At 72.5% G+C, this 20,797-nt stretch carries 24 protein-coding genes and 1 pseudogene; 10 read left to right on the top strand and 15 right to left on the bottom strand.

Annotation, left to right across the window (positions count from 1 at the left end):
- Positions 1-608, bottom strand: a 608-nt coding sequence (locus EHS43_RS13600; protein ID WP_148104041.1) for a VIT family protein, incomplete at its 3' end; no start/stop codon positions are given.
- Positions 609-710: 102 nt separating this feature from the next.
- On the opposite strand from EHS43_RS13600, the gene EHS43_RS13595 reads away from it, so the two are divergent.
- Positions 711-1,700 carry a DEDDh family exonuclease gene (locus tag EHS43_RS13595; RefSeq protein WP_125191023.1) on the top strand — a complete coding sequence of 330 codons (990 nt, stop codon included), beginning with the start codon at positions 711-713 and terminating at the stop codon, positions 1,698-1,700.
- A gap of 90 nt (positions 1,701-1,790) precedes the next feature.
- Here EHS43_RS13595 and EHS43_RS13590 read toward each other — a convergent pair whose 3' ends face one another.
- Positions 1,791-2,039, bottom strand: coding sequence for a hypothetical protein (locus tag EHS43_RS13590; RefSeq protein ID WP_125191022.1), 249 nt, complete (start codon positions 2,037-2,039; stop codon positions 1,791-1,793).
- Positions 2,040-2,178: 139 nt separating this feature from the next.
- Here EHS43_RS13590 and EHS43_RS13585 point away from each other — a divergent pair, with 139 nt between their 5' ends.
- On the top strand, positions 2,179-2,976 hold the full coding sequence (locus tag EHS43_RS13585) for an SURF1 family protein (RefSeq protein ID WP_125191021.1): 798 nt from the start codon (positions 2,179-2,181) through the stop codon (positions 2,974-2,976).
- A 21-nt stretch (positions 2,977-2,997) separates the two neighbouring features.
- Here EHS43_RS13585 and EHS43_RS13580 read toward each other — a convergent pair whose 3' ends face one another.
- The 4 genes from EHS43_RS13580 to EHS43_RS13565 all read right to left on the bottom strand — a co-directional run bounded on the left by EHS43_RS13580 (position 2,998) and on the right by EHS43_RS13565 (position 6,714).
- Positions 2,998-3,930, bottom strand: coding sequence for a hypothetical protein (locus EHS43_RS13580; protein ID WP_125191020.1), 933 nt, complete (start codon positions 3,928-3,930; stop codon positions 2,998-3,000).
- Between the two features lie 163 nt (positions 3,931-4,093).
- The gene (locus EHS43_RS13575; protein ID WP_260470522.1) at positions 4,094-4,306 is read right to left on the bottom strand and encodes a YbdD/YjiX family protein; all 213 of its coding nucleotides are present in this window, start codon (positions 4,304-4,306) and stop codon (positions 4,094-4,096) included.
- Between the two features lie 2 nt (positions 4,307-4,308).
- On the bottom strand, positions 4,309-6,459 hold the full coding sequence (locus EHS43_RS13570; RefSeq protein ID WP_125191019.1) for a carbon starvation CstA family protein: 2,151 nt from the start codon (positions 6,457-6,459) through the stop codon (positions 4,309-4,311).
- A 39-nt stretch (positions 6,460-6,498) separates the two neighbouring features.
- Positions 6,499-6,714, bottom strand: coding sequence for a DUF3311 domain-containing protein (locus EHS43_RS13565; RefSeq protein WP_125191018.1), 216 nt, complete (start codon positions 6,712-6,714; stop codon positions 6,499-6,501).
- Between the two features lie 189 nt (positions 6,715-6,903).
- On the opposite strand from EHS43_RS13565, the gene EHS43_RS13560 reads away from it, so the two are divergent.
- Genes EHS43_RS13560 through EHS43_RS13540 form a run of 5 tightly spaced genes read left to right on the top strand, consistent with a single transcriptional unit; the run spans position 6,904 to position 11,862 of the window.
- Positions 6,904-8,436, top strand: coding sequence for a sodium:solute symporter (locus EHS43_RS13560; RefSeq protein WP_125191017.1), 1,533 nt, complete (start codon positions 6,904-6,906; stop codon positions 8,434-8,436).
- Positions 8,433-8,993 carry a sigma-70 family RNA polymerase sigma factor gene (locus EHS43_RS13555; RefSeq protein ID WP_125191016.1) on the top strand — a complete coding sequence of 187 codons (561 nt, stop codon included), beginning with the start codon at positions 8,433-8,435 and terminating at the stop codon, positions 8,991-8,993. Before EHS43_RS13560 ends, EHS43_RS13555 begins: the two co-directional genes overlap by 4 nt.
- Positions 8,990-9,283, top strand: a complete 294-nt coding sequence (locus EHS43_RS13550; protein WP_125191015.1) for a hypothetical protein — start codon at positions 8,990-8,992, stop codon at positions 9,281-9,283. Before EHS43_RS13555 ends, EHS43_RS13550 begins: the two co-directional genes overlap by 4 nt.
- A 33-nt stretch (positions 9,284-9,316) precedes the next feature.
- Positions 9,317-11,101, top strand: a complete 1,785-nt coding sequence (locus EHS43_RS13545) for a glycoside hydrolase family 15 protein (RefSeq protein ID WP_125191014.1) — start codon at positions 9,317-9,319, stop codon at positions 11,099-11,101.
- 5 nt (positions 11,102-11,106) lie between these two features.
- The gene (locus tag EHS43_RS13540; RefSeq protein ID WP_125191013.1) at positions 11,107-11,862 is read left to right on the top strand and encodes an SDR family oxidoreductase; all 756 of its coding nucleotides are present in this window, start codon (positions 11,107-11,109) and stop codon (positions 11,860-11,862) included.
- A gap of 46 nt (positions 11,863-11,908) precedes the next feature.
- Here the strand turns inward: EHS43_RS13540 and amaP are convergent, their stop codons facing one another.
- From amaP to EHS43_RS13515, 5 genes are read right to left on the bottom strand one after another with little or no spacing between them, the layout of a single operon-like run.
- The gene (amaP, locus tag EHS43_RS13535) at positions 11,909-12,487 is read right to left on the bottom strand and encodes an alkaline shock response membrane anchor protein AmaP (RefSeq protein WP_125191012.1); all 579 of its coding nucleotides are present in this window, start codon (positions 12,485-12,487) and stop codon (positions 11,909-11,911) included.
- Between the two features lie 5 nt (positions 12,488-12,492).
- Positions 12,493-13,179, bottom strand: a complete 687-nt coding sequence (locus EHS43_RS13530) for a DUF6286 domain-containing protein (RefSeq protein ID WP_125191011.1) — start codon at positions 13,177-13,179, stop codon at positions 12,493-12,495.
- Complete coding sequence (locus EHS43_RS13525; RefSeq protein ID WP_125191010.1) at positions 13,176-13,574, bottom strand: Asp23/Gls24 family envelope stress response protein; 399 nt, start codon at positions 13,572-13,574, stop codon at positions 13,176-13,178. The genes EHS43_RS13530 and EHS43_RS13525 overlap by 4 nt, the downstream gene beginning before the upstream one ends.
- Complete coding sequence (locus EHS43_RS13520) at positions 13,571-13,765, bottom strand: hypothetical protein (protein ID WP_125191009.1); 195 nt, start codon at positions 13,763-13,765, stop codon at positions 13,571-13,573. The genes EHS43_RS13525 and EHS43_RS13520 overlap by 4 nt, the downstream gene beginning before the upstream one ends.
- Positions 13,766-13,804: 39 nt before the next feature.
- Complete coding sequence (locus tag EHS43_RS13515; RefSeq protein WP_125191008.1) at positions 13,805-14,263, bottom strand: Asp23/Gls24 family envelope stress response protein; 459 nt, start codon at positions 14,261-14,263, stop codon at positions 13,805-13,807.
- Positions 14,264-14,349: 86 nt separating this feature from the next.
- Here EHS43_RS13515 and EHS43_RS13510 point away from each other — a divergent pair, with 86 nt between their 5' ends.
- A complete protein-coding gene (locus tag EHS43_RS13510; RefSeq protein WP_125191007.1) occupies positions 14,350-15,066 on the top strand; it encodes a nucleopolyhedrovirus P10 family protein in 717 nt (238 codons plus the stop codon).
- A 7-nt stretch (positions 15,067-15,073) separates the two neighbouring features.
- Here EHS43_RS13510 and EHS43_RS13505 read toward each other — a convergent pair whose 3' ends face one another.
- The 3 genes from EHS43_RS13505 to EHS43_RS13495 form a co-directional block, all read right to left on the bottom strand.
- Complete coding sequence (locus tag EHS43_RS13505) at positions 15,074-15,886, bottom strand: enoyl-CoA hydratase/isomerase family protein (protein WP_125191006.1); 813 nt, start codon at positions 15,884-15,886, stop codon at positions 15,074-15,076.
- Between the two features lie 115 nt (positions 15,887-16,001).
- Positions 16,002-16,223: a helix-turn-helix domain-containing protein gene (locus EHS43_RS13500; protein ID WP_004002281.1), complete on the bottom strand. Its 222-nt coding sequence runs from the start codon at positions 16,221-16,223 to the stop codon at positions 16,002-16,004.
- Between the two features lie 352 nt (positions 16,224-16,575).
- Positions 16,576-18,174: an ABC-F family ATP-binding cassette domain-containing protein gene (locus tag EHS43_RS13495; RefSeq protein ID WP_125191005.1), complete on the bottom strand. Its 1,599-nt coding sequence runs from the start codon at positions 18,172-18,174 to the stop codon at positions 16,576-16,578.
- Positions 18,175-18,440: 266 nt separating this feature from the next.
- On the opposite strand from EHS43_RS13495, the gene EHS43_RS13490 reads away from it, so the two are divergent.
- Both EHS43_RS13490 and EHS43_RS13485 read left to right on the top strand, forming a co-directional pair.
- On the top strand, positions 18,441-19,331 hold the full coding sequence (locus EHS43_RS13490) for a neutral zinc metallopeptidase (protein WP_125191004.1): 891 nt from the start codon (positions 18,441-18,443) through the stop codon (positions 19,329-19,331).
- A 104-nt stretch (positions 19,332-19,435) separates the two neighbouring features.
- On the top strand, positions 19,436-19,849 hold the full coding sequence (locus EHS43_RS13485) for a VOC family protein (RefSeq protein ID WP_125191003.1): 414 nt from the start codon (positions 19,436-19,438) through the stop codon (positions 19,847-19,849).
- A 1-nt stretch (position 19,850) separates the two neighbouring features.
- Here the strand turns inward: EHS43_RS13485 and EHS43_RS13480 are convergent.
- Positions 19,851-20,783 (bottom strand): annotated as a pseudogene (locus EHS43_RS13480) (hypothetical protein); the annotation flags it as partial.
- Positions 20,784-20,797: the final 14 nt, after the last annotated feature.

Below are 20,797 nucleotides of genomic sequence, written 5' to 3'. Positions count from 1 at the left end.
GCCCCCAGCCGCGCACTGCTCCACCCGGTCAGCACCAGGGCCGCCACCACCGACACGACGGTGACCGGCACCCGCCAGCCCGACGGCGGCAGCACGATGGCGAGCAGGGGCAGCAGCGCCCCCACCGTGAACGCCAGGAAGCTCGCCCAGGCCGCGTGCCAGGGGTTGGTCAGCTCGTCCGGGTCGATGCCGAGCTCCACGCGTGCGTGCGCCCGGAGCGCGTCGCGTTCCGTGAGCTGTTCCGCCGCCTCACGGGCCACGTCACGGGACAGGCCCCGTGCCTCCAGAAGCTCCGTCAACTCCGCCAGCTCCGCCTCGGGCTGTTCGCGAAGCTCGCGCTTCTCCATGGCCAGCGCCGCCTTCTCGGAGTCGCGCTGGGTGGACACCGAGACGTACTCACCGGCCGCCATGGACATCGAGCCGGCCAGCAGACCCGCCAGACCCGCCGTCAGCAAGGCCGCGCGGTCGCTCGTCGCGCCGGCCACGCCGACGACGAGGCCCGCCGTGGAGACGATGCCGTCGTTCGCGCCGAGGACCGCCGCGCGCAGCCAGTTGAGACGGGTGCCGAGCCCGCCGCCGTGCGCCTCGTCGTGCGCCGGTCCACTCATACCCTCTTCGGTCACCCCCGGAGGATCGCACCCCGGGCTCGCGAGCCGGGCACCGACGCCACTGTGAGGGACTGTCAGTCGTGGCCCGTATCCTCGTGAACCATGCTCGAAGACCAGACGACCGCAGCGTCCTCCCCCACAGCGTGGCCGGCCGCGTATCCGCAGGGATACGCGGTCGTCGACGTGGAGACCACCGGCCTGGCCCGCGACGACCGGATAATCTCCGCGGCCGTCTACCGACTTGACGCCCGCGGCGAGGTCGAGGACCACTGGTACACGCTGGTCAACCCGGAGCGCGACCCGGGCCCCGTGTGGATCCACGGGCTGACGAGCGCGGTGCTGAAAGGCGCGCCTCTCTTCCAGGACATCGCCGACGAGTTCTCGGCCCGTCTGGACGGCCGCGTCCTCGTCGCGCACAACGCCGTGTTCGACTGGCAGATGATCGCCCGCGAGTACGCGCGCGCGGGCCGGGTGGCGCCGGTGAGTCAGCGGCTGTGCACCATCGTCCTGTCGAAGGAGCTCGATCTGCCGCTGCCCAACCACAAACTGGAGTCGCTGGCGGCCCACTTCGGCGTCGTCCAGCAGCGGGCCCACCACGCCCTCGACGACGCGCGCGTGCTCGCGGAGGCGTTCCGGCCGAGTCTGCGGGCCGCCGCCGCGCGAAGCGTGCGGCTGCCGCTGCACGAGTGCCGGCCGCTGACCGAGTGGACGGACCGGGCGGTGCCCCGGCAGTCGGCGGGCTACGGCGGCTACCGGCCCACCAGTTGGCGGCCCACGCGCAAGCGGCCCGCGTGCCCCTACCCCAACCCGGGGCGGTACGAGGACGGCAAACCACTCAAACAGGGCATGCGGATCGCCTTCTCCGGAGACACCTCGACCGAGCGCGACCTCCTGGAGGACCGGGCGATCGAGGCCGGGCTGCACGTGGCCACCAGCATCTCCCGGCTGACCAGCCTGCTCGTCACCAACGACCCGGACTCGGGCACGTCCAAGGTGGTCAAGGCCCGGCAGTTCGGCACACCGGTCGTCGACGAGGCGGCCTTCGGGCAGCTTCTGCGGGATGTGGAACCGGCGTCGGGGGGATGGCCGTAAGCCACCGGCAGCAAGGGGCTCCCGGCCACCGGCAGCGCCCGTTTCCCGGCGAGTGCCGCGGACGCACCCGCCGTCACAGCCGGGCCGGGGTCACAAGGCGGAGCCGATCTTGTCCACGATGCCGACCTTGCCCTCCGCGCGGGCACAGTGCGCGCCGCAGAACCAGTGACCGTCCGCCTCGACACCCTGGCCGATGATCTGCACCCGGCAGTGCTCGCAGATGGGGGCCATGCGGTGGATCGCGCAGGCGAACGAGTCGAAGACGTGGCGTGCCCCGTCCCGGGTCTCGACGGTGAAGGCCAGCTCGTAATCGTTCCCGCACACTTCGCAACGTGTCATACGCCGAATCGTCAGCGGCGCGGCCGGCCCCCGCAAGCCGGCACCGCCCGGCCGGGTGGGGACGGCCGATGAGGTCGGACGACAGAATCGGACGCCCCCCTGTGGGAACCCCCCGCGGTCCGAGTTGTACGGTCGTGGGGTGTACCGCTTCCTGTTGTCCCGGCAGTGGGTGATCCTCACACTGGTCGCCCTGCTCCTCATCCCCACGATGATCAGGCTGGGCATCTGGCAGATGCACCGCTACGAGGAGCGCACCGCCCGCAACCACCTGGTCTCCGAGGCGCTGTCCGCGAAGCCGGTGCCCGTGGAGCGGATGACCTCGCCGGGACACACGGTCACCACCCACGACCGGTACCGCAGCGTGACCGCGAAGGGGCACTTCGACACCGACGACGAGGTCGTCGTCCGGCGCCGCACCAACTCCGACGACGAGGTCGGCTACCACGTCCTGACCCCCTTCGTGCTCGCCGACGGCAAGGTGCTGCTGGTCAACCGGGGCTGGATCCCCGCGAACGGTCCAAGCCAGACCGTGTTCCCGAAGATCCCCGCTCCCCCGAAGGGCGAGATCACCGTCACCGGGCGGCTGATGCCCGACGAGACGACCGCGGCGAGCGGCATCAAGAACCTCAAGGGGCTGCCGGACCGGCAGGTCATGCTGATCAACAGCGAGCAGGAGGCCGAGCGGCTGCGCAGGACGGTGCTCGGCGGCTACATCGCCCAGACGGCTCCCGAGCCGAAGGGCGACAGCCCCGAACAGATCGGCGCCAATCCCGGCAAGGAGGACGCCGCGCTGAACTACGCCTACGCGATCCAGTGGTGGCTGTTCTCCGTGGGGGTGCCGATCGGGTGGGTGGTCCTGGTGCGACGTGAGGTGCGGGACCGCCGGGAGAAGGCGGAACAGGGCAGCGCCGCGGAGGCGGAACCGGCCGCGGTCTGACACACCCCCGCACTTCACGCCTCACGTACGGTCCCGCCAGTAGAGGAACGTGCGCTCCGGCTCGGGCAGCAGTCCCCACGGATACGGGGTCATATGGCGGCCGATCCGCCGGAACACGGGTGCCGCGTCGGCCGGACGGTGCCTGCGGACGAGGGCGAAGGCCAGCAGGTTGAGATCGGCGACTGCCTCGGCGTGCGGCGCGGCCCCGGTGTGGAACCAGCCGCTCAGGGCCGACTCGATCTCGGCGTCGGCCCGGGGCTCGTTCCAGTGGCTGTCCGCTCCGAGGGGCATCTGCCGCCTGCGGTGGGCGACGAGTTCGACGCGGGCCGCCACCGGGAGCAGGGCGAGCGGTGAGCCGTACGGAGCGCGGGCGGCACCGTGTGCGGCGAAGTCCATCATGTCGGCGACCGAGCCCTGCCCGCGCGGCGACAGACAGCCCAGCAGCCGGTGGTAGGCGCCCCGGTGCCACGGCGCCCGGGTGACGGCCTCGGTCCACACGGGCACGGCGTCCCGGGCCGGCACCGCGAGGGACTGCATCAGCCCCAGGAGCGCCAGCCAGGGTGTCGGATCCTCGGGGCAGGCCTCGGCGGCCCGCAGACACGCCCGTTCGGCGTCCTGGGCGGCGGCCCGGCCCTCGGCGGAAGTCCACCGTGCGCTGCGGACACAGGCCCACAGCACCAGCGCGTCCGCGTCACCGGGCCGTTCCGCCCTCCACCGCTCGCATACCGCGACCGGCAGCCCGCCCGCGAGCACGGACATCCGGTGCCACCGGCGGTCCCAGTCCCTCCCCGTGTCCCGCAGCAGCGCGGAGACCGGCTGCCAGGGCGGGCGGCTGGAACTCGCGCCGAGCCCGTGCGACTGCAGCGTGGGACGCAGCTCGGTCAGCGTCGCGTGCAGGGCGTCGTCGTCGAGGGCGGGGCGGACCAGCAGGGCGTGACGACGGCGTCGGAGCATGTCGGTCCCGGGGTATCTGGAGGGTGTACGGGGCGGGCACCAGGCCCGCCCCGCGATGCACAGCGACAGCGGCAACAAGCGGCGAGCGCCGAGCGGCGGCGACAGCAGCACCGGCACCCGCACCCGCACCCGCACCCGCACCCGCACCCGCACCCGCGACGACTCAACAGCACCGCCCCTGCGGATGAACCTCCCGATGCCGCGCGCGCAGCACCTCGTACTCCCGCCGGGTCGGTACGGGGGCGAGGGGCCGGTGGCGCAGTTGCCGCTCGCGGTAGCGGTCGTACTCCGCCTCCCCGGTCAGCTCCCGCAGATACCACCGCACACCCCGCACCCAGCGCCGAGCGGTCGCGGCCACTGTTGCCGCCACCGCCACCGTCACGAGCGCGCTCCCACCAGCTCCTCGCCGGCCTGTCCGGGAACGTCGAGTCGCGACTCGACGTACGGCGACTCCGACGCCGGCAGTACCCCCGGCGCCCGGACCGCCCGCACGCAGACCACGCCCGCGTTGACGATCACGACTGCCACCAGCACCAGGAACACGGCGATCAGCACCCCGTCGACCGTGGAGTTGGTCACCACCGCGTGCATGTCGTCCAGGGACTTGGCGGGCGCGATCACCTGGCCCGCGTCGATGCCGTCCGCGTACTTGGCGCGCTGGGCGAAGAAGCCGACGCGCGGATCGCCGGAGAAGATCTTCTGCCAGCCCGCCGTGAAGGTGATCGCGACCACCCAGGCCAGCGGCACCCCGGTCACCCAGGCCCAGCGCAGCTTCCCGGACTTCACCAGAACCGTGGTGCACACCGCCAGCGCGATGGCGGCCAGCAGCTGGTTCGCGATGCCGAAGAGCGGGAAGAGCTGGTTGATCCCGCCGAGCGGGTCTGTGGCGCCGGTGTGGAGGAAGTAGCCCCAGGCCGCCACGACCAGGGCGCTGCACAGCCAGATCCCGGGCTTCCAGTTGACCCGGCCGACCGGCTTCCAGACGTTGCCGAGCATGTCCTGGAGCATGAAGCGCCCGACCCGGGTGCCCGCGTCCACCGTCGTCAGGATGAACAGCGCCTCGAACATGATCGCGAAGTGGTACCAGAAGGCCTTCATGGCCGTACCGCCGAACACCCCCGAGAAGATCTCCGACATACCGACCGCGAGGGTCGGTGCGCCGCCGGAGCGGGCGATCAGCGACTGTTCCTCGACCGCCTTCGCGGCCTGGATCAGCTGGTCGGGCGTGATGGTGAAGCCCAGTCCGGCCACCGCGTGCGACGCCGACTGCGCCGTGTCCCCCAGCAGTCCCGCCGGGGCGTTCATCGCGTAGTACAGGCCGGGCTCCAGGGTGGCCGCGGCGATCAGCGCCATGATCGCGACGAACGACTCCATCAGCATGGCGCCGTACCCGATGAGCCGGACCTGCGACTCCTTGCGGATCAGCTTCGGTGTCGTACCGGAGGAGACCAGGGCGTGGAAGCCGGACAGCGCGCCGCAGGCGATGGTGATGAACAGGAAGGGGAAGAGCGAGCCGGCGAAGACCGGGCCCGCCCCGGACGAGGCGAAGTCCGTGACGGCGTCCGCGCGCAGCACCGGGGCGGCCACCACGACCCCCACCGCGAGCAGCGCGATGGTGCCGATCTTCATGAAGGTGGAGAGGTAGTCACGGGGGGCCAGCAGCATCCAGACCGGGAGGACGGACGCCACGAAGCCGTAGCCGACCAGGCAGAGGACCAGGGTGGTCGGGCTGAGGGTGAACGTGGAGGCGAGCGAGGAGTTCTGGACCCAGCTGCCGCCGACGATCGCGAGCAGCAGCAGGGCGATGCCGATGAGGCTGGTCTCCACGACCCGGCCGGGGCGGACGCGGTGCATCCAGAAGCCCATGAACAGGGCGATCGGGATGGTCATCGCGACGGAGAAGGTGCCCCACGGGGAGTGCGCGAGGGCGTTGACCACGACCAGGGCCAGCACGCCCAGCAGGATGATCATGATGGCGAAGACGGCGACCAGCGCGGCGGCGCCGCCCGCCCGGCCGATCTCGTCGCGGGCCATCTGCCCGAGCGACTTGCCGTCCCGGCGCATGGACAGGAAGAGGACCACCATGTCCTGCACGGCGCCCGCGAAGATCACTCCGGCGACGATCCACAGCGTGCCCGGCAGATAGCCCATCTGGGCCGCCAGCACCGGGCCGACCAGCGGTCCGGCGCCCGCGATCGCCGCGAAGTGGTGGCCGAGGAGCACGCGCCTGTCGGTGGGGTGGAAGTCGACGCCGTCCTCCAGGCGTTCGGCCGGGGTGGCACGGCGGTCGTCCGGTTCCAGGACGCGGCGGGCGATGAAGCGGGAGTAGAAGCGGTAGGCGATCGCATACGAGCCGAGCGCGGCGACGACCAGCCAGACCGCGGAGATCTCCTCGCCCCGGGCCAGCGCGAGCACGCCCCAGGCGACGCCGCCGAGCAGCGCGACGACGGCCCACAGAAGGATCGAGCGGGGTGACTTACGGGATTTTCCAGGCGCCTCAAGGGCAGGCTGAAGGACGGTTTCGGGCATGGCGGCTCCTCACCAAGAGCGGTGCGAGATCAGAAGGGCTCAGCGGCGATGTGGGCGGGACAGGGCGTACGCGGCGAGCAGGCACAGTCCGCACCCCGGCACCCAGGCGAGCTGGTACCAGTAGAAGAACGGCGTGCCCGCGAGACGCGGCTCCGCACCGGCGTACATCGGGACCCACAGCAGGCCCGCGGCGGGTGCGAGAAGCAGTACGGCGATCGCGACGCGCCGTAGCCGGTGATGACCGGTCCGTGCCATGACCTGCGCTCCTCTCCCCGTCGCTGTGGGTCTGTGCAAGAGTTGCCCACCTCCCGCGGACGGTTGACAGCGAATTCCGGGGAGATTTCCCGCCGATGTCCGTCATCCGAACCGGGGGCCCGCGCAACTTATGCGCGAGGGCACAGCCACCCCCGCGCACCTGCACGGGGCACACCAAGGACGGTGACCATGGCCGACCACGCCATGACCGCGACGTTCCTCGCCGTGATCGGCGGGGCGTCGCTGCTCGCCGTGACCGCGCGCCGGCTGCGCCCCAGCGACCGGCTGCCGTCCCTGGAGGGCTGGGCCCTGGCCGACCGCAGTCTCGGGCCGGTGTGGACCTGGCTGCTGCTGGGCGGCACGATCTTCACCGCGTACACCTTCACCGCGGTACCGGGCCTCGCGTACGGCAACGGCGGGGCCGCCTTCTTCGCGGTGCCGTACACGGTGATCGTCTGCCCGATCGCCTTCGTGCTGCTCAGCCGCCTGGGCGAGGTGGCCCGCAGGCACGGCTACATCACCGCCGCCGACTTCGTGCGCGGCCGCTACGGCTCGGCGCCGCTGGCCCTGGTGGTCGCGCTGACCGGGATCCTGGCGACGATGCCGTATCTGGCACTGCAACTGCTGGGGATACGGGCCGTGCTGACCGCCGGGGGCGTGTATCCACGGGGCGCGACCGGCGATCTGGTGATGGTGGCGCTGTTCGCCGGGCTCGCGGTGGCCACCTACCGGCACGGGCTGCGGGCGCCGACCGTGATCTCCGCACTGAAGGCGGTCGCCGTGTTCGTCTCGCTCACCGCCGTGACCTGGCTGGTCCTGGAGCGGCTCGGCGGTCCGGGCGCGGTGTTCGACGGGGCCGCCGAGCGCCTGGGCGGCCCGGCCCTGCTCCTGACCCCCGACCAGCAGCCCGCCTACGCCACCCTCGCCCTCGGCTCCGCGCTCGCGCTGCTGATGTACCCACACGTCCTGACCGCCGGTTTCGCCGCCGACGGCCCCCGCACCCTGCGCAAGGTCGCGGTCGCCCTGCCCGCCTGGACGGGGCTGCTCGCGCTCTTCGGGTTCCTCGGGATCGCGGCGCTCGCGGCCGGGGTGCGGGCACCGGAGGGCGGCGCCGAGACGGCCGTACCGATGCTGGTGGACCGGCTGATGCCGGGGCCGCTGGCCGGACTGGTGTTCGGCGCGATCACGGTGGGGGCACTGGTCCCGGCCGCGGTGATGTCGATCGCGGCGGCCACCAGCTTCGTCCGCAATGTCTACGTCGAGTACGTGCACCCGACGGCCACGCCGAAACGCCAGGTGCGGATCGCCAAGGCGGTGTCGCTGACAGCGAAGGTGGGTGCGGTGGCGTTCGTGTTCGGGCTGCGCGACCAGGACGCCGTCAACCTCCAGCTGCTCGGCGGGGTCTGGATCCTGCAGATCTTCCCGGCCGTCGCCGTGGGCCTGTTCACCGGGCGGCTGCATCCGCGGGCGCTGCTCGCCGGATGGGCGGCGGGCATGGTCTGCGGCACCTTCCTCGTCGTCCACGAGGGGTTCTCGACGATCGGGGCCGGCCCCTTCCGGATCTACGCCGGTCTCGTCGCCCTCCTGCTCAACCTGACCGTCGCCCTCGCCGGGACCGCCGCCCTCGAACGGCTCGGCGTGCCGCGCGGCGCCGACCTCACCGACCTACCGTCGCGCCTGACCGTCAGGCGGCGCCCCGAGACGGGAGCGAACACCCCGTGAGACAGCACCTGAGACACGGCACCCCGGTGCCCGTCCCGCTCGCCCCCGCGGCGGCCGACCCCGCCGAGCTGGAGCGCGAGGCCGGCGTGGCCCATCTGTTCGAGCTGCACTACGCCTCGATGCTCCGCCTCGCCGTGCTGCTCGGCGCCGACGACCCGGAGAACGTGGTCGCCGAGGCCTACTACCAGATCTACCGGAAGTGGCGGCGCCTGCGGGACACCGAGGCGGCGGAGGCCTATCTGCGCTCCACGGTCTGCAATCTGACCCGGATGCGGATACGGCACCTCCAGGTGGCGCGCCGGCACGTCGAGGCACCGCCCACCGAACTGGTCGCCTCCGCGGAGAGCACCGCGCTCCTCCACGACGACCAGCGCGTCCTCATCGACGCGCTCCAGCAGCTGCCCGCCCGGCAGCGCGAGGCGCTGGTGCTCAGGCACTGGCTCGGGCTGAAGGAGAGCGAGATCGCCTCGGCGATGGGGATCTCCTGCGGCTCCGTCAAGACGCACACGGCACGCGGCCTGGCCGCCCTGACCCAGGCGATGGAGGCCCGGCGATGACACACCGGGACACGACCGAGACGCGCACCGCGCGGGAGCTCCAGGAGGCCCTCGCCGCGCTGGCGGGCGGGGTGCACGCGGCGCCCGACGCCTACCGCACGGCACGCGGCGAGTGGCTGCGCCGGGAACGCCGCCGCCGGCTCGTCCTCACCGTCCTCGTCGCCGTCGTCTTCGCGCTGGCGACACTGATCGGACTGTGGGTGCTGAACCAGACCCCGGCGCACCCGGGGGTGATCTTCTCCCACACCGGGACGGGCACGGCGGCGTCACTCCCCCGGCCGCACCCCTGATTGCCCCTCCGGCCCGACGGGAAACCGCACTGCGTGCACCCCCGTATCGAGGACTACGCCCTCATCGGCGACGAACAGACCGCCGCGCTGGTCGGCAGGGACGGCTCAGTGGACTGGCTGTGCCTGCCCCGCTTCGACTCGGCCGCCTGCTTCGCGCGGCTGCTCGGGGACGAGGAGAACGGCCACTGGCGGATCGCCCCCACGGGCGCGGACCGCTGCACGCGCCGCGCCTACCGCCCCGGCACCCTCGTCCTGGACACCGAGTGGGAGACCGACGAGGGCGCGGTGCGCGTCACCGATCTGATGCCGCAGCGCGATGTCGCCCCCGACGTCGTACGGGTCGTGGAGGGGCTGCGCGGCCGGGTCACCGTGCGCAGCACGCTCCGGCTGCGCTTCGAGTACGGCTCGGTCGTGCCGTGGGTGCGCAGGTCCGACGGGCACCGGGTGGCCGTCGCGGGCCCCGACTCGACGTGGCTGCGCAGCGAGCCCCCGGTGCGCACCTGGGGCGAGCTCTTCGGGACGCACTCGGAGTTCACCGTCGGGCCGGGTGAGCAGGTCGCGTTCGTCCTGACCTGGCATCCCTCGCACGAGCCGCGTCCCGCGCTGACCGACCCCTTCGAGGCGCTGGAGAGCAGCGTGGCCGACTGGCAGGAGTGGTCGGCGCGGTGCCGCTACGACGGTCCGCACCGGGACGCCGTGCTCCGTTCCCTGATCACCCTGAAGGCGCTCACCTACCGGCCGACCGGCGGCATCGTGGCCGCGGCCACCACCTCGCTGCCGGAGGAGATGGGCGGGGTGCGCAACTGGGACTACCGCTACTGCTGGCTGCGCGACTCCACCCTCACCCTGGCCGCGCTCGTGCAGTGCGGTTATCTGGAGGAGGCCGAGGCGTGGCGGAACTGGCTGCTGCGCGCGGTCGCCGGCGACCCGGCGGACCTCCAGATCATGTACGGCGTCGCGGGCGAGCGGCGGCTGCCCGAGTTCGAGCTGCCGTGGCTGTCCGGCTTCGGCGGCTCCCAGCCGGTCCGCATCGGCAACGAGGCGGTGAAGCAGCTCCAGCTGGACGTGTACGGCGAGGTCATGGACTCGCTGTCGCTGGCCCGGCGGGCGGGCCTGCCCGCGACGCCGCACATGTGGTCCCTGCAAAGGGTCCTGCTGGACTTCCTGCGGTCCTCCTGGCGGCAGCCGGACGAGGGGATCTGGGAGGTGCGCGGCGGCCGCCGCGACTTCGTCCACTCGAAGGTCATGGCCTGGGTGGCCGCCGACCGCGCGGTGCGCACCCTGGAGGACCTGCCGGATCTCACCGGCGACCTGGAGGGCTGGCGCGCGCTGCGCGACGAGGTGCACCGCGAGGTCTGCGAGAGGGGCTACGACCCCGGACGCAACACCTTCACCCAGTACTACGGCTCGCGCGAACTGGACGCGTCCCTGCTGCTGATCCCGCGCACCGGCTTCCTGCCGCCCGACGACCCCCGTGTCGTCGGCACCGTCGACGCGATCCGCGCGGAGCTGGACCACGACGGGCTGGTACGGCGGTACAGCGCCGAGGAGACCTCCGTCGACGGGCTGCCCGGCGGCGAAGGCGCCTTCCTGGTGTGCTCGTTCTGGCTCGCCGACGCGCTCCACATGACCGGCCGTACGAAGGAGGCGCGGGACCTCTTCGAGCGTCTGCTGGGGCTGGCCAACGACGTGGGGCTGCTGTCCGAGGAGTACGACCCCGTGGCCGGGGCCCAGCTCGGCAACTTCCCGCAGGCCTTCAGCCACATCGGTCTGGTGACCACCGCCCTCACGCTGTTCGGGGGCGAGGAGGCAGGATAGGGGCCATGGATCTTGGACTGAAGGACCGTGTGTACGTGGTCACCGGAGCGACCCGCGGGCTGGGCAACGCGGCCGCGCGTGAGCTGGTCGCGGACGGGGCGAAGGTCGTGGTGACCGGTCGGGACGAGCAGCGGGCGCAGGCCGCGGCGGCGGAGTTGGGGCCGAACGCCGTGGGCCTGGCCGTCGACAACGCCGATCCGTCGGCCGCCGAACGGCTCATCGCCGCCGCGCGGGAGCGTTTCGGCGGCTTCGACGGGGTGCTGATCAGCGTGGGCGGGCCCGCGCCCGGCTTCGTCGCCGACAACACGGACGAGCAGTGGCAGTCGGCCTTCGAGTCCGTGTTCCTCGGGGCGGTCCGGCTGGCCCGGGCGGCCGCGGCGGAGCTGGAGGCCGGGGGCGTGATCGGGTTCGTGCTGTCCGCGTCCGTGCACGAGCCGCTTCCGGGGCTGACCATCTCCAACGGGCTGCGGCCCGGTCTCGCCGGGTTCGCGAAGTCCCTCGCGGACGAGCTCGGGCCGCGGGGCATCCGGGTCGTCGGGCTGCTGCCGTCGCGGATCGACACGGATCGCGTGCGGGAGCTGGACGCGATGTCGGCCGATCCCGAGGCCACCCGGGCCGCGAACGAGTCCCGGATCCCGCTGCGGCGGTACGGGACACCGCAGGAGTTCGGGCGGGCCGCCGCCTTCTTCCTGTCGCCGGCCGCTTCCTATCTGACCGGGGTCATGCTGCCCGTCGACGGGGGCATGCGGCACGGGTTCTGAGGCGCGCGCGTAGGGGCTGTTCGCGCCCCTGAGAACCCTGCGAACGTCAACTGACCCTTTCCGCCTTGTGCTTGGCACCGGTCAGGCGGACCTCGGCCGGAAGGGAGTCGAGGCCCGCGGAGTTGCGGGCATGGGCCAGGGCCTCGGTCGTCAGGTGGTGCAGGGCGGTTCCCGGGTCCACGTGGGGTTCCAGCAGGAGCCGCACGCGGGTCCTGGGAGCGTCCGGGCGGCCGGTCAGGTGGGCGTGGGCCCGGTGGACACCGTCCAACTCGGCCGCCTCGCCCTCCAGTACGCCCTCCAGGGCGCGGCCCCTCAGGAGCGCGCCTTCGCCGTCGCCGGTGTTGACGCGCACCTCCGTGAGCCGGCGCCTGCGCAGGACCGCCGTCAGCCACCACAGGGTCAGCAGCAGCACGAGCGCCAGTGCGGCGATGACCGTGGGCCACCACCAGCTCTCGTCCTCCCAGCGGGTGCGCTCCGCGTCGCTCAGCAGGACGTCCTTGCTGCTGTCGTGGATCCACCAGGAGGGCGGGTCGAAGCCGAGGCCGACGGCGAGCACCGAGCCGCCGACGACGAGCAGTACCAGGCCCACCAGGCCGGTCAGTACACGGTTGACGGTCCTGAGCATCGGCCTCAGCCCTTCTTCCGGGTGGTCCGCGCCACGTGCACCGACACGGCGGGGGGCCGGGCCAGGCCCAGTCCCCTGATCGCCTCGGCGAGGGTCACGTCCAGGTCGGCGCGGACGTCGTCCAGTTCGCGGAAGTGGGAGACCGCGCGGACGTCGGCCTTCCTGCGCCTCATGCGTACGCGTGCGGACTGGACGCCGGCCACCTCCATGGCCCGGTCGCGCAGGACCAGGGCGGCCGCGTCCCGGTGGAGGCCCGCCCGGACATCGGGGTGGGTGCGGCTCATCGGCAGGACACGGCGCAGACCCGGTGTCAGGGCCAGGACAATCAGCCACAGCCCCAGGGCCGCGGCGACACCGGCGCCGACCAGGACCCAGGTGTCGTCCAGGGGACGTTCGGCGAGCTGCTGGGAGAGCTCGCGGCGCCAGTGCATGGCCGGCCGGCCGGCCCGGACGGACACGATGTCGTACAGGAAGAAGCCCGCGAGGAGCAGGAGCAGCAGGGCGACGATGCCGGCGGGGATCCTGCGCGCCGACCAGAAGCGGCGTCCGCCGCCGTCCGCCTCGGCCGCCGGGGCCGGTGGTGGTCCGTAGGCGGCCTCCGACGCGGACTGGTCGTGCCGGTCCGCCTCCGCCGTCCGCTCGATGACCGGCAGTCGTTGTGTCGTGCCTTCGGAGCCCTGGGGCTCGCTCATCGCGTCCTCCCCTGTGCCGCGCCGTGCGCCTGTGCCGGATGCAGCCGCTCCACCTGGACGGCGACCTCCGACACCTCCATGCCCACCAACGCGCCTACCCGCTCGACCACATGCTGACGCACCTCGCGGCAACGCGCGCCGATGTCGACGGGGTAGGCGAGTTCGAGGTGCATACGGACGCGGGCCGTCTCGTGGTGGACGACGACGGTGGCGTACGGCGGCTGGGCGGCGGCGGGGAGCGCTCCGAGCGCCTCACGGGCCGCCTGTCCCGCGACCTTCGCGACCACGCGGTCGGCGATTCTCGTCGCGCCGCGTTCGCCGGGCGGGACGGCGGTGGCGGCCATGGGTCTGCGCAGGCCGTCCGTCTCGCCGGCCTCACTGCTCACGGCGGTCATCGCCGTCGGTCGCGCCGGTCGTCACGGGTGCGGAAGAAGTCGCCGAAGTCCAGGTCCCCCTCCAGGAACCGGCCGGCGACGAAGCCGACGGCGCCCAGCGCCGCCACCAGCAGGAAGGCACCGAATCCGCCGAAGTACCCGGCGAAGCCCAGCGCCATGCCGGCGATCATGCCGACCACGGCCATGCTCATCGTGCGCTCCTCAAGGTCCCGCTGTGGCTGGGGCTGGGGCTACTGGATCCGGGGCTCCGGCTCCTCGTCCTCCTCGTCGGGCAGCTTCACGTCGCTCACCGCGATGTTGACCTCGACGACTTCGAGGCCGGTCATCCGCTCCACCGCGCTCACCACGTTCTCCCGCACGGCCTTGGCCACGTCCGCGATCGAGACGCCGTAGTCGACGACGATCTCCAGGTCGAGCGCGGTCTGCACCTCGCCGACCTCGGCCTTGACCCCGCGGGTGACGGACTTCGAACCGCCGGGCACCCGGTCGCGCACGGCCCCGAAGGTGCGGCTGAGCCCGCTGCCCATGGCGTGGACGCCGAGGACGTCCCGTGCCGCGAGTCCGGCGATCTTCTCCACGACCCCGTCGGCGATGGTGGTCCGCCCGCGGGTCGCCGGGTCGCCGCCGCCGCGCTTGGTGGTCTTCCGCGGCTGCGGATCGACCTCGGTGTTCTGCGTCATGTCGGTCATCGCCGTCACCCCTTTCGCTCGTCCTCCTTCGACCACCGTAAGCGCGGTGGCGCGATCGCGCGCCGGAGATGCGGCAGGCTGGAGGAATGACGGCGGAGCAGTGGGCACGGACGGTGCGTCATCAGCTGGGCCTGGGCAGACTGCTGCCCCTGGGCGGGCCGCGCGACGGCGCGTGGATCTCCGAGGAGGCGGCCCTCGGGGTGCTGCGGGCCGCCGTCGCAGACCTTCCGGGGGTGCGGCTGGGCGCGGTGCGCATCGGGCCGGCCCTCCCCGAGGAGGCGCACGAGCCCGCCGTACCGTCGCCGCCGAGCGCGCTGCCGCCCGGTCCGCTGCGGCTCGGGGCGGAGTTCGAGGCGACGCCCGCGGAGCCGCTGCCGGCGACGGCGGAACGGCTGCGCACGGTGCTCGCCGGGGCCGCGGCCGGGCGGCTGGGGCTGGAGCTCGGTGAGGTGGATCTGCGGGTGACGGCCCTGCTGGAGGAGGAAGCGGAGCGTTCCTCCGTACGGGTGGCCGAGCCGCCGCGTGCCGCGGAGGCGGGGGCGGGGGACGAGACCCTCGCGGCCCTCGCCGCGCTGGCGGTCCCCGGGGTGGCCCGGCTGACCGGGGTGCTGGGCCGGCCGGTGCACATCGAGGACCGACCGACCGGGGACGGCTCGCTGCCGCGCCGCCATGTCCGCGTGGAACTGGCGGTGGGCGCGGACCGCCGGACCGTGGACGTGGCCCGGGAGGTCCGCGCCGCCGTAGGAGCGGCACTGCCGGACGCCCCGACGGTGGCCGTGCTGGTGACGGCCGTGGGGGGCTAGGGCAGCCCTAGTCGCCCACCCCGGCGAGGTCCCGCAGTCGGCGGGTCTGGGCCGCGCGCTCGGCGCCGCGCTGCTCGTCGTAGGTGCGGTCCTGGGCGCCGCGCAGCAGCGCCTTGGTCTCGATGACCGCGTCGCGGGGGGCGGCGAGGAGTGCGGCGGCGAGGTCGCGTACCGCAGCGTCGAGCTGGTCCAGGGGTACGGCGATGTTGGCGAGGCCGCTGTTCACGGCTTCCTCGGCCAGGACGAAGCGCCCGGTGGCGCAGATCTCCAGCGCCCGGGCGTAGCCGACGAGGCCCACCAGGGGGTGGGTGCCGGTGAGGTCGGGGACCAGGCCGAGGCTGGTCTCGCGCATGGCGAACTGCACGTCGTCGGCGACGACACGCAAGTCACAGGCGAGGGCCAGCTGGAAGCCCGCTCCGATGGCGTGTCCCTGCACGGCGGCGATGGACACGACGTCACTGCGCCGCCACCAGGTGAAGCCCTCCTGGAACTCCGCGATGGCGGCGTCGAGTTCGGCGTCACCACTGCGGGCGAGGTCGATGAACGACGGCTCGCCCTCGATCCCCTCGGGCGTGAACATCTGGCGGTCGAGCCCCGCGGAGAAGGACTTGCCCTCGCCGCGCAGCACCACGACCCGGACGGAGCCCGGCACCAGCCGACCCGCCTCGGCGAGCGCGCGCCACAGAGCGGGGCTCTGGGCGTTGCGCTTGGCGGGGTTGGTCAGCGTCACCGTGGCGAGGGTGTCCTCGACGGTGAGCCGTACGCCGTCCTTGTCGAGCAGGGGAACTGATTCCTGGCCGTCCTGGCTGGACGTAGCCATGGGGCGCCTCCGATGCGTGCGGTCAGCAGAGCGATGCTAAGTGACTGCACAGTAACCACCCGGTCGACCGTCCGACCGACCGGGTGGTCACCATCGAAGCCGATGGGCCGCCCGGTCAGGACGATGCGGCCTTCTTGCCCCGCGTCGCTCCGCCACGCCCACGAAGCGTGACGCCCGATTCGCTGAGCATCCGGTGCACGAAGCCATACGAGCGGCCGGTTTCCTCGGCCAGTGCCCGAATGCTCGCACCGGAGTCGTACTTCTTCTTCAGGTCTGCCGCGAGCTTGTCGCGCGCGGCGCCGGTCACCCGGCTGCCCTTCTTCAGAGTCTCGGCCACCCGTGCCTCCTCATGGGAAGTGCGCTCTGGTTCTCTCATGATCACCCCTCCGGGCGTTCATGGCCACCCATTCGGCAAGGTCCGTGAGACACGGTTTTGACGACAGGAGCGAGTCCCCACAAGCGGAATCTGTGATTCCACACGGGCGCGTTCGTACCGCCGAACGGGTTCCTTTGTGAAGTGCCAGGTCAGAGACGTACGACGGCCGAGCCCCCGGCAATAGAGGACTCGGCCGTGAAATCGATGTAGGACACACCTCGGTACGAGGAGATCTCACACAGATGATGGATCACCGGTGGGCCGAATGATCCATACGCCGTTGATCACGCATTCGATCAAGCGGCGCTGGGGGTCAGGCGAGCGCGACGAGATCCGCGTAGTCGGCGCCCCACAGGTCCTCGACGCCGTCGGGCAGCAGGATGATCCGCTCCGGCTGGAGCGCCTCGACGGCGCCCTCGTCGTGGGTGACCAGGACGACCGCGCCCTTGTAGGTGCGCAGGGCGCCGAGGATCTCCTCGCGGCTGGCCGGGTCGAGGTTGTTGGTGGGCTCGTCGAGGAGCAGGACGTTCGCCGAGGAGACGACCAGGGTGGCGAGCGCCAGCCGGGTCTTCTCACCGCCGGAGAGGACCCCGGCCGGCTTGTCGACGTCGTCGCCGGAGAACAGGAACGACCCGAGCGTCTTGCGCACCTCGACGAGGTCGAGGTCGGGCGCCGCCGAGCGCATGTTCTCCAGGACCGTGCGCTCGGGGTCGAGCGTCTCGTGCTCCTGGGCGTAGTAGCCGAGCTTGAGGCCGTGACCGGGCACGACCGCGCCGGTGTCCGGCTGCTCGGTCCCGGCGAGCAGGCGCAGCAGGGTCGTCTTGCCCGCGCCGTTGAGGCCGAGGATGACCACACGGGAGCCCTTGTCGATGGCCAGGTCGACGTCGGTGAAGATCTCCAGCGAGCCGTACGACTTCGACAGACCCTCCGCCATCAGCGGGGTCTTGCCGCAGGGCGCGGGCTCGGGGAAGCGCAGCTTGGCGACCTTGTCCTGCTGGCGCACCGCCTCCAGGCCGGACAGGAGCTTGTCGGCGCGCTTGGCCATGTTCTGCGCGGCGACCGTCTTGGTGGCCTTGGCGCGCATCTTGTCGGCCTGCGAGTGCAGGGCGGCGGCCTTCTTCTCGGCGTTCTGCCGCTCGCGCTTCCTGCGCTTCTCGTCGGCCTCGCGCTGCTGCTGGTAGAGCTTCCAGCCCATGTTGTAGACGTCGATCTGGGCGCGGTTGGCGTCCAGGTAGAACACCTTGTTGACGACCGTCTCGACCAGGTCGACGTCGTGGGAGATCACGATGAAGCCGCCGCGGTAGGTCTTGAGGTAGTCGCGCAGCCAGATGATCGAGTCGGCGTCGAGGTGGTTGGTCGGCTCGTCGAGAAGCAGGGTGTCGGCGTCGGAGAACAGGATCCGGGCCAGTTCGATACGACGGCGCTGGCCACCGGAGAGGGTGTGCAGGGGCTGGCCCAGCACCCGGTCCGGGAGGTTCAGCGCGGCGGCGATGGTGGCGGCCTCGGCCTCGGCGGCGTACCCGCCCTTGGTGAGGAACTCCGTCTCCTGGCGCTCGTACTGCCGCAGCGCCTTCTCCCGGGTGGCGCCCTGGCCGCTCGCGATGCGCTGTTCGTTGTCGCGCATCTTCTTCAGCAGGACGTCGAGGCCGCGCGCGGACAGGATGCGGTCGCGGGCGAGCACGTCGAGGTCGCCGGTGCGCGGGTCCTGGGGGAGGTAGCCGACCTCGCCCGAGCGGGTGATCTGTCCGGCGGCGGGGATGCCCTCCCCGGCCAGGCACTTGGTGAGGGTGGTCTTCCCCGCGCCGTTGCGGCCGACCAGGCCGATGCGGTCGCCCTTGGCGACTCGGAAGGTGGCGGACTCGATGAGGACTCGGGCGCCGGCGCGCAGCTCGATACCGGAGGCGGAGATCACGGACAGACTCCAGGGCGGATGTGTGGTTGGCGGGTGGGCGGCTGAGGACGTTCCCGCCGTCTAGTGCGCGAGGAGAATGGCCATGGGCCAAGTCTAACGGGGGCGTGCAAGCACTTTTTCTGGGTCCGGGTGTTCGGTCGGTCTCGCTCCGGGTATCCGGTCGGTCCCGTCGCCGTCCCTCGTTCGGGTGGGTGCCCGAGGCCGGCGGGGGGCCGCCGGGCGAGGATGCCCTGCGGGGGCCGGTGAGCGCTGAGGGCGGTGTCCGTATGCAGTTCGACGACGATGCCAGGCTGGACACCTCCGAGGTGCAGGACGTGCGCGGCAGCCGCGTCCCAGGCGGGATGGCGACCGTGGGCGGCGGCATCGGCGGGCTGGTCGTGCTGCTCATCGGTCTCTTCCTCGGCGTCGGCCCGGACCAGCTCGGGCTCACCGACGGCGGCGGACAGCCCGCGGCCACGGCCTCCGGTCCCGCCGAGGTCGAGCGGAGCTGCCGGACCGGGCAGGACGCGAACACCCGTGACGACTGCCGGACGGTGGCGGTCGTCAACAGCGTGCAGGACTACTGGGACCAGGAGTTCGAGCGGCGCGAGGGCACGTACACCCGCTCCTCCACGGTCCTGTTCCGCGAGCGGGTCGGCACCGCGTGCGGCTCGGCGACCTCGGCGGTCGGGCCGTTCTACTGCCCCGGCGACCGGAAGGTCTACCTCGACCTCGACTTCTTCGACGAGCTGCGCTCGAAGTTCGGAGCGAGCGGCGGCCCCTTCGCTCAGGCGTACGTGGTGGCGCACGAGTACGGGCACCACGTGCAGGACCTGACGGGCACGCTGAGCCGGTCGCAGGACGGGCACACGGGCGCCGGCAGCAACGCGGTGCGGGTGGAGCTCCAGGCGGACTGCTACGCCGGGGTGTGGGCCCGCCACGCGACCACGACGAAGGACGAGTCGACGGGCCGGCCGCTCATCACCAGCCTCACGGACGCGGACATCGCCGACGGTCTGGACGCGGCGGCGGCCGTGGGAGACGACCGGATCCAGGAGCGCTTCCAGGGGCGGGTGACCCCGGAGTCGTGGACGCACGGGTCGGCCGAGCAGCGGCAGCAGTGGTTCCGCGAGGGGTACCGGAGCGGCGAGATGGAGCGGTGCGACACGTTCCGGTGAGGGCCGGGATCCGGTGCGGGGGCGGTTGTCAGTGGCCGCTGCGAGACTGGTCCACGGATCGATGTCCGGCTTTGGTCACATGTGGCCACGAGGGAGTGATCGGCATGACGGGGACCGGCGGTGGGCGTCCGAGCATCTACCCGGCACTGCTGTACGCGGACGCGAAAGCGGCGATCAGGCAGCTGACCGAGGTCTTCGGGTTCACGGAGCTCTCCGTGCACGAGAGCGAGGACGGCCTGGTGGCCCACGCCGAGCTGGTGCAGGGCAACGGCGCGGTGATGCTCGGTTCGAAGGGCACCGGCAGCGCCTACGACAAGCTGATGAAGGACGCCGGCCCGGCCGGGACGTACGTGGTCGTGGACGACGTCGACGCACACCACCGGCACGCAGTGGAGCACGGCGCGGAGATCCTGATGCCTCCGACGGACCAGGACTACGGCTCCCGGGACTACATGGCCCGGGACGCCGAGGGCAACATCTGGAGCTTCGGGACGTACGCGCCGGAGCTGCGCGCCTGACTCACCCGCCGGTGTGCACCTGGAAGGCGGCGCGGCGGACGGCCTTCGCGAGGGCCGGGTCGGGGTGGGCGGCGGCGAGCGCGACCAGGACCTGCACCGTGCGCGGGTGGCCCACGGCCCGTACCTCGTCGAGCAGTTGAGGGACGGTCGGCTGGAGGGCGGACTCCAGGTGCCGCACCAGCATGGGTGCCTCGCCATGGTCCGCGACGGCGGCAGCCGTGTCGACCCACAGCCAGGTGGCCTCCTCCCGGGTGAGCACCTCGTGGGCGTCCTCCGGGTCGATCCCGTCGTGCTCGGCCAGCCACAGCAGGGCGTACGGCCGCAGGGTGGGCTCGTCGGCCACCGAGCGGACATCGGGCTCGGCGGGGGCGCCGACGACCCGCAGCGCCTCGAAGGCGAGGCCGCGCAGCAGGGCGTCGTCGCCGCGGGCGGCACCGAGGAGGTCGGTGACGGCACTGCCGACGGGGCGGGCGGCCAGCCAGGCGCGGTACTCGGCGCGGGCGGCGTTGGGGCGCAGCTGGGCACAGCCGCGCAGCATCTCCTCGGCGGCGACCTCGATGTTGCCTGCGGGGCTCTGGGCGGCGACGCAGATCTGCTCCAGCTTGACCCACACCGCCCAGTTGCCGAGCGGGGTGAGGGTGGCCTGGCCGTCGCCGTAGGTCAGGGCGCCGACGGAGGCGAGGGCGCGCAGGGCCCAGTCCAGGAGGGGGGCGAGGGGGGCGTCGGCCGCCTCGGGCTCCGGCACGGGCTCCGGCTGCGGACCGTAGGGGATCTCGCAGCGCTCGGTGCGCAGTTCGATGACGCGCTGCTCCAGGAGGTCCAGGAGCTGCTCGACGGGGACGGGCCCGGCGGACAGCTGGAGGAAGGAGAGCACCTGGGGCATGGCCGAGACGACCTCGGCGACGGCGGCGGGCTCGCGGTCGGCGGGTTCCGGGGCTGTCTCTTATA

It is taken from the genome of Streptomyces sp. RP5T, from assembly GCF_003933965.1.
Lineage (GTDB): Bacteria > Actinomycetota > Actinomycetes > Streptomycetales > Streptomycetaceae > Streptomyces.
The sequence above is the reverse complement of the archived record's forward strand: the minus strand, read 5'-3'. Positions and strand labels throughout refer to the sequence as shown.

Excerpts from the sequence above, each read along its gene's own strand:
- EHS43_RS13550 (WP_125191015.1), top strand. The coding sequence starts at position 8,990 with ATGACACACCGGGACACGACCGAGACGCGCACCGCGCGGGAGCTCCAG.
- EHS43_RS13485 (WP_125191003.1), top strand. The coding sequence starts at position 19,436 with ATGACGGGGACCGGCGGTGGGCGTCCGAGCATCTACCCGGCACTGCTG.
- EHS43_RS13580 (WP_125191020.1), bottom strand. The coding sequence starts at position 3,930 with ATGCTCCGACGCCGTCGTCACGCCCTGCTGGTCCGCCCCGCCCTCGAC.
- EHS43_RS13540 (WP_125191013.1), top strand. The coding sequence starts at position 11,107 with ATGGATCTTGGACTGAAGGACCGTGTGTACGTGGTCACCGGAGCGACC.
- EHS43_RS13510 (WP_125191007.1), top strand. The coding sequence starts at position 14,350 with ATGACGGCGGAGCAGTGGGCACGGACGGTGCGTCATCAGCTGGGCCTG.
- EHS43_RS13570 (WP_125191019.1), bottom strand. The coding sequence starts at position 6,459 with ATGCCCGAAACCGTCCTTCAGCCTGCCCTTGAGGCGCCTGGAAAATCC.
- EHS43_RS13560 (WP_125191017.1), top strand. The coding sequence starts at position 6,904 with ATGGCCGACCACGCCATGACCGCGACGTTCCTCGCCGTGATCGGCGGG.
- EHS43_RS13525 (WP_125191010.1), bottom strand. The coding sequence starts at position 13,574 with ATGACCGCCGTGAGCAGTGAGGCCGGCGAGACGGACGGCCTGCGCAGA.
- EHS43_RS13490 (WP_125191004.1), top strand. The coding sequence starts at position 18,441 with ATGCAGTTCGACGACGATGCCAGGCTGGACACCTCCGAGGTGCAGGAC.
- EHS43_RS13590 (WP_125191022.1), bottom strand. The coding sequence starts at position 2,039 with ATGACACGTTGCGAAGTGTGCGGGAACGATTACGAGCTGGCCTTCACC.
- EHS43_RS13520 (WP_125191009.1), bottom strand. The coding sequence starts at position 13,765 with ATGAGCATGGCCGTGGTCGGCATGATCGCCGGCATGGCGCTGGGCTTC.
- amaP (WP_125191012.1), bottom strand. The coding sequence starts at position 12,487 with ATGCTCAGGACCGTCAACCGTGTACTGACCGGCCTGGTGGGCCTGGTA.
- EHS43_RS13595 (WP_125191023.1), top strand. The coding sequence starts at position 711 with ATGCTCGAAGACCAGACGACCGCAGCGTCCTCCCCCACAGCGTGGCCG.
- EHS43_RS13530 (WP_125191011.1), bottom strand. The coding sequence starts at position 13,179 with ATGAGCGAGCCCCAGGGCTCCGAAGGCACGACACAACGACTGCCGGTC.
- EHS43_RS13505 (WP_125191006.1), bottom strand. The coding sequence starts at position 15,886 with ATGGCTACGTCCAGCCAGGACGGCCAGGAATCAGTTCCCCTGCTCGAC.
- EHS43_RS13515 (WP_125191008.1), bottom strand. The coding sequence starts at position 14,263 with ATGACCGACATGACGCAGAACACCGAGGTCGATCCGCAGCCGCGGAAG.
- EHS43_RS13565 (WP_125191018.1), bottom strand. The coding sequence starts at position 6,714 with ATGGCACGGACCGGTCATCACCGGCTACGGCGCGTCGCGATCGCCGTA.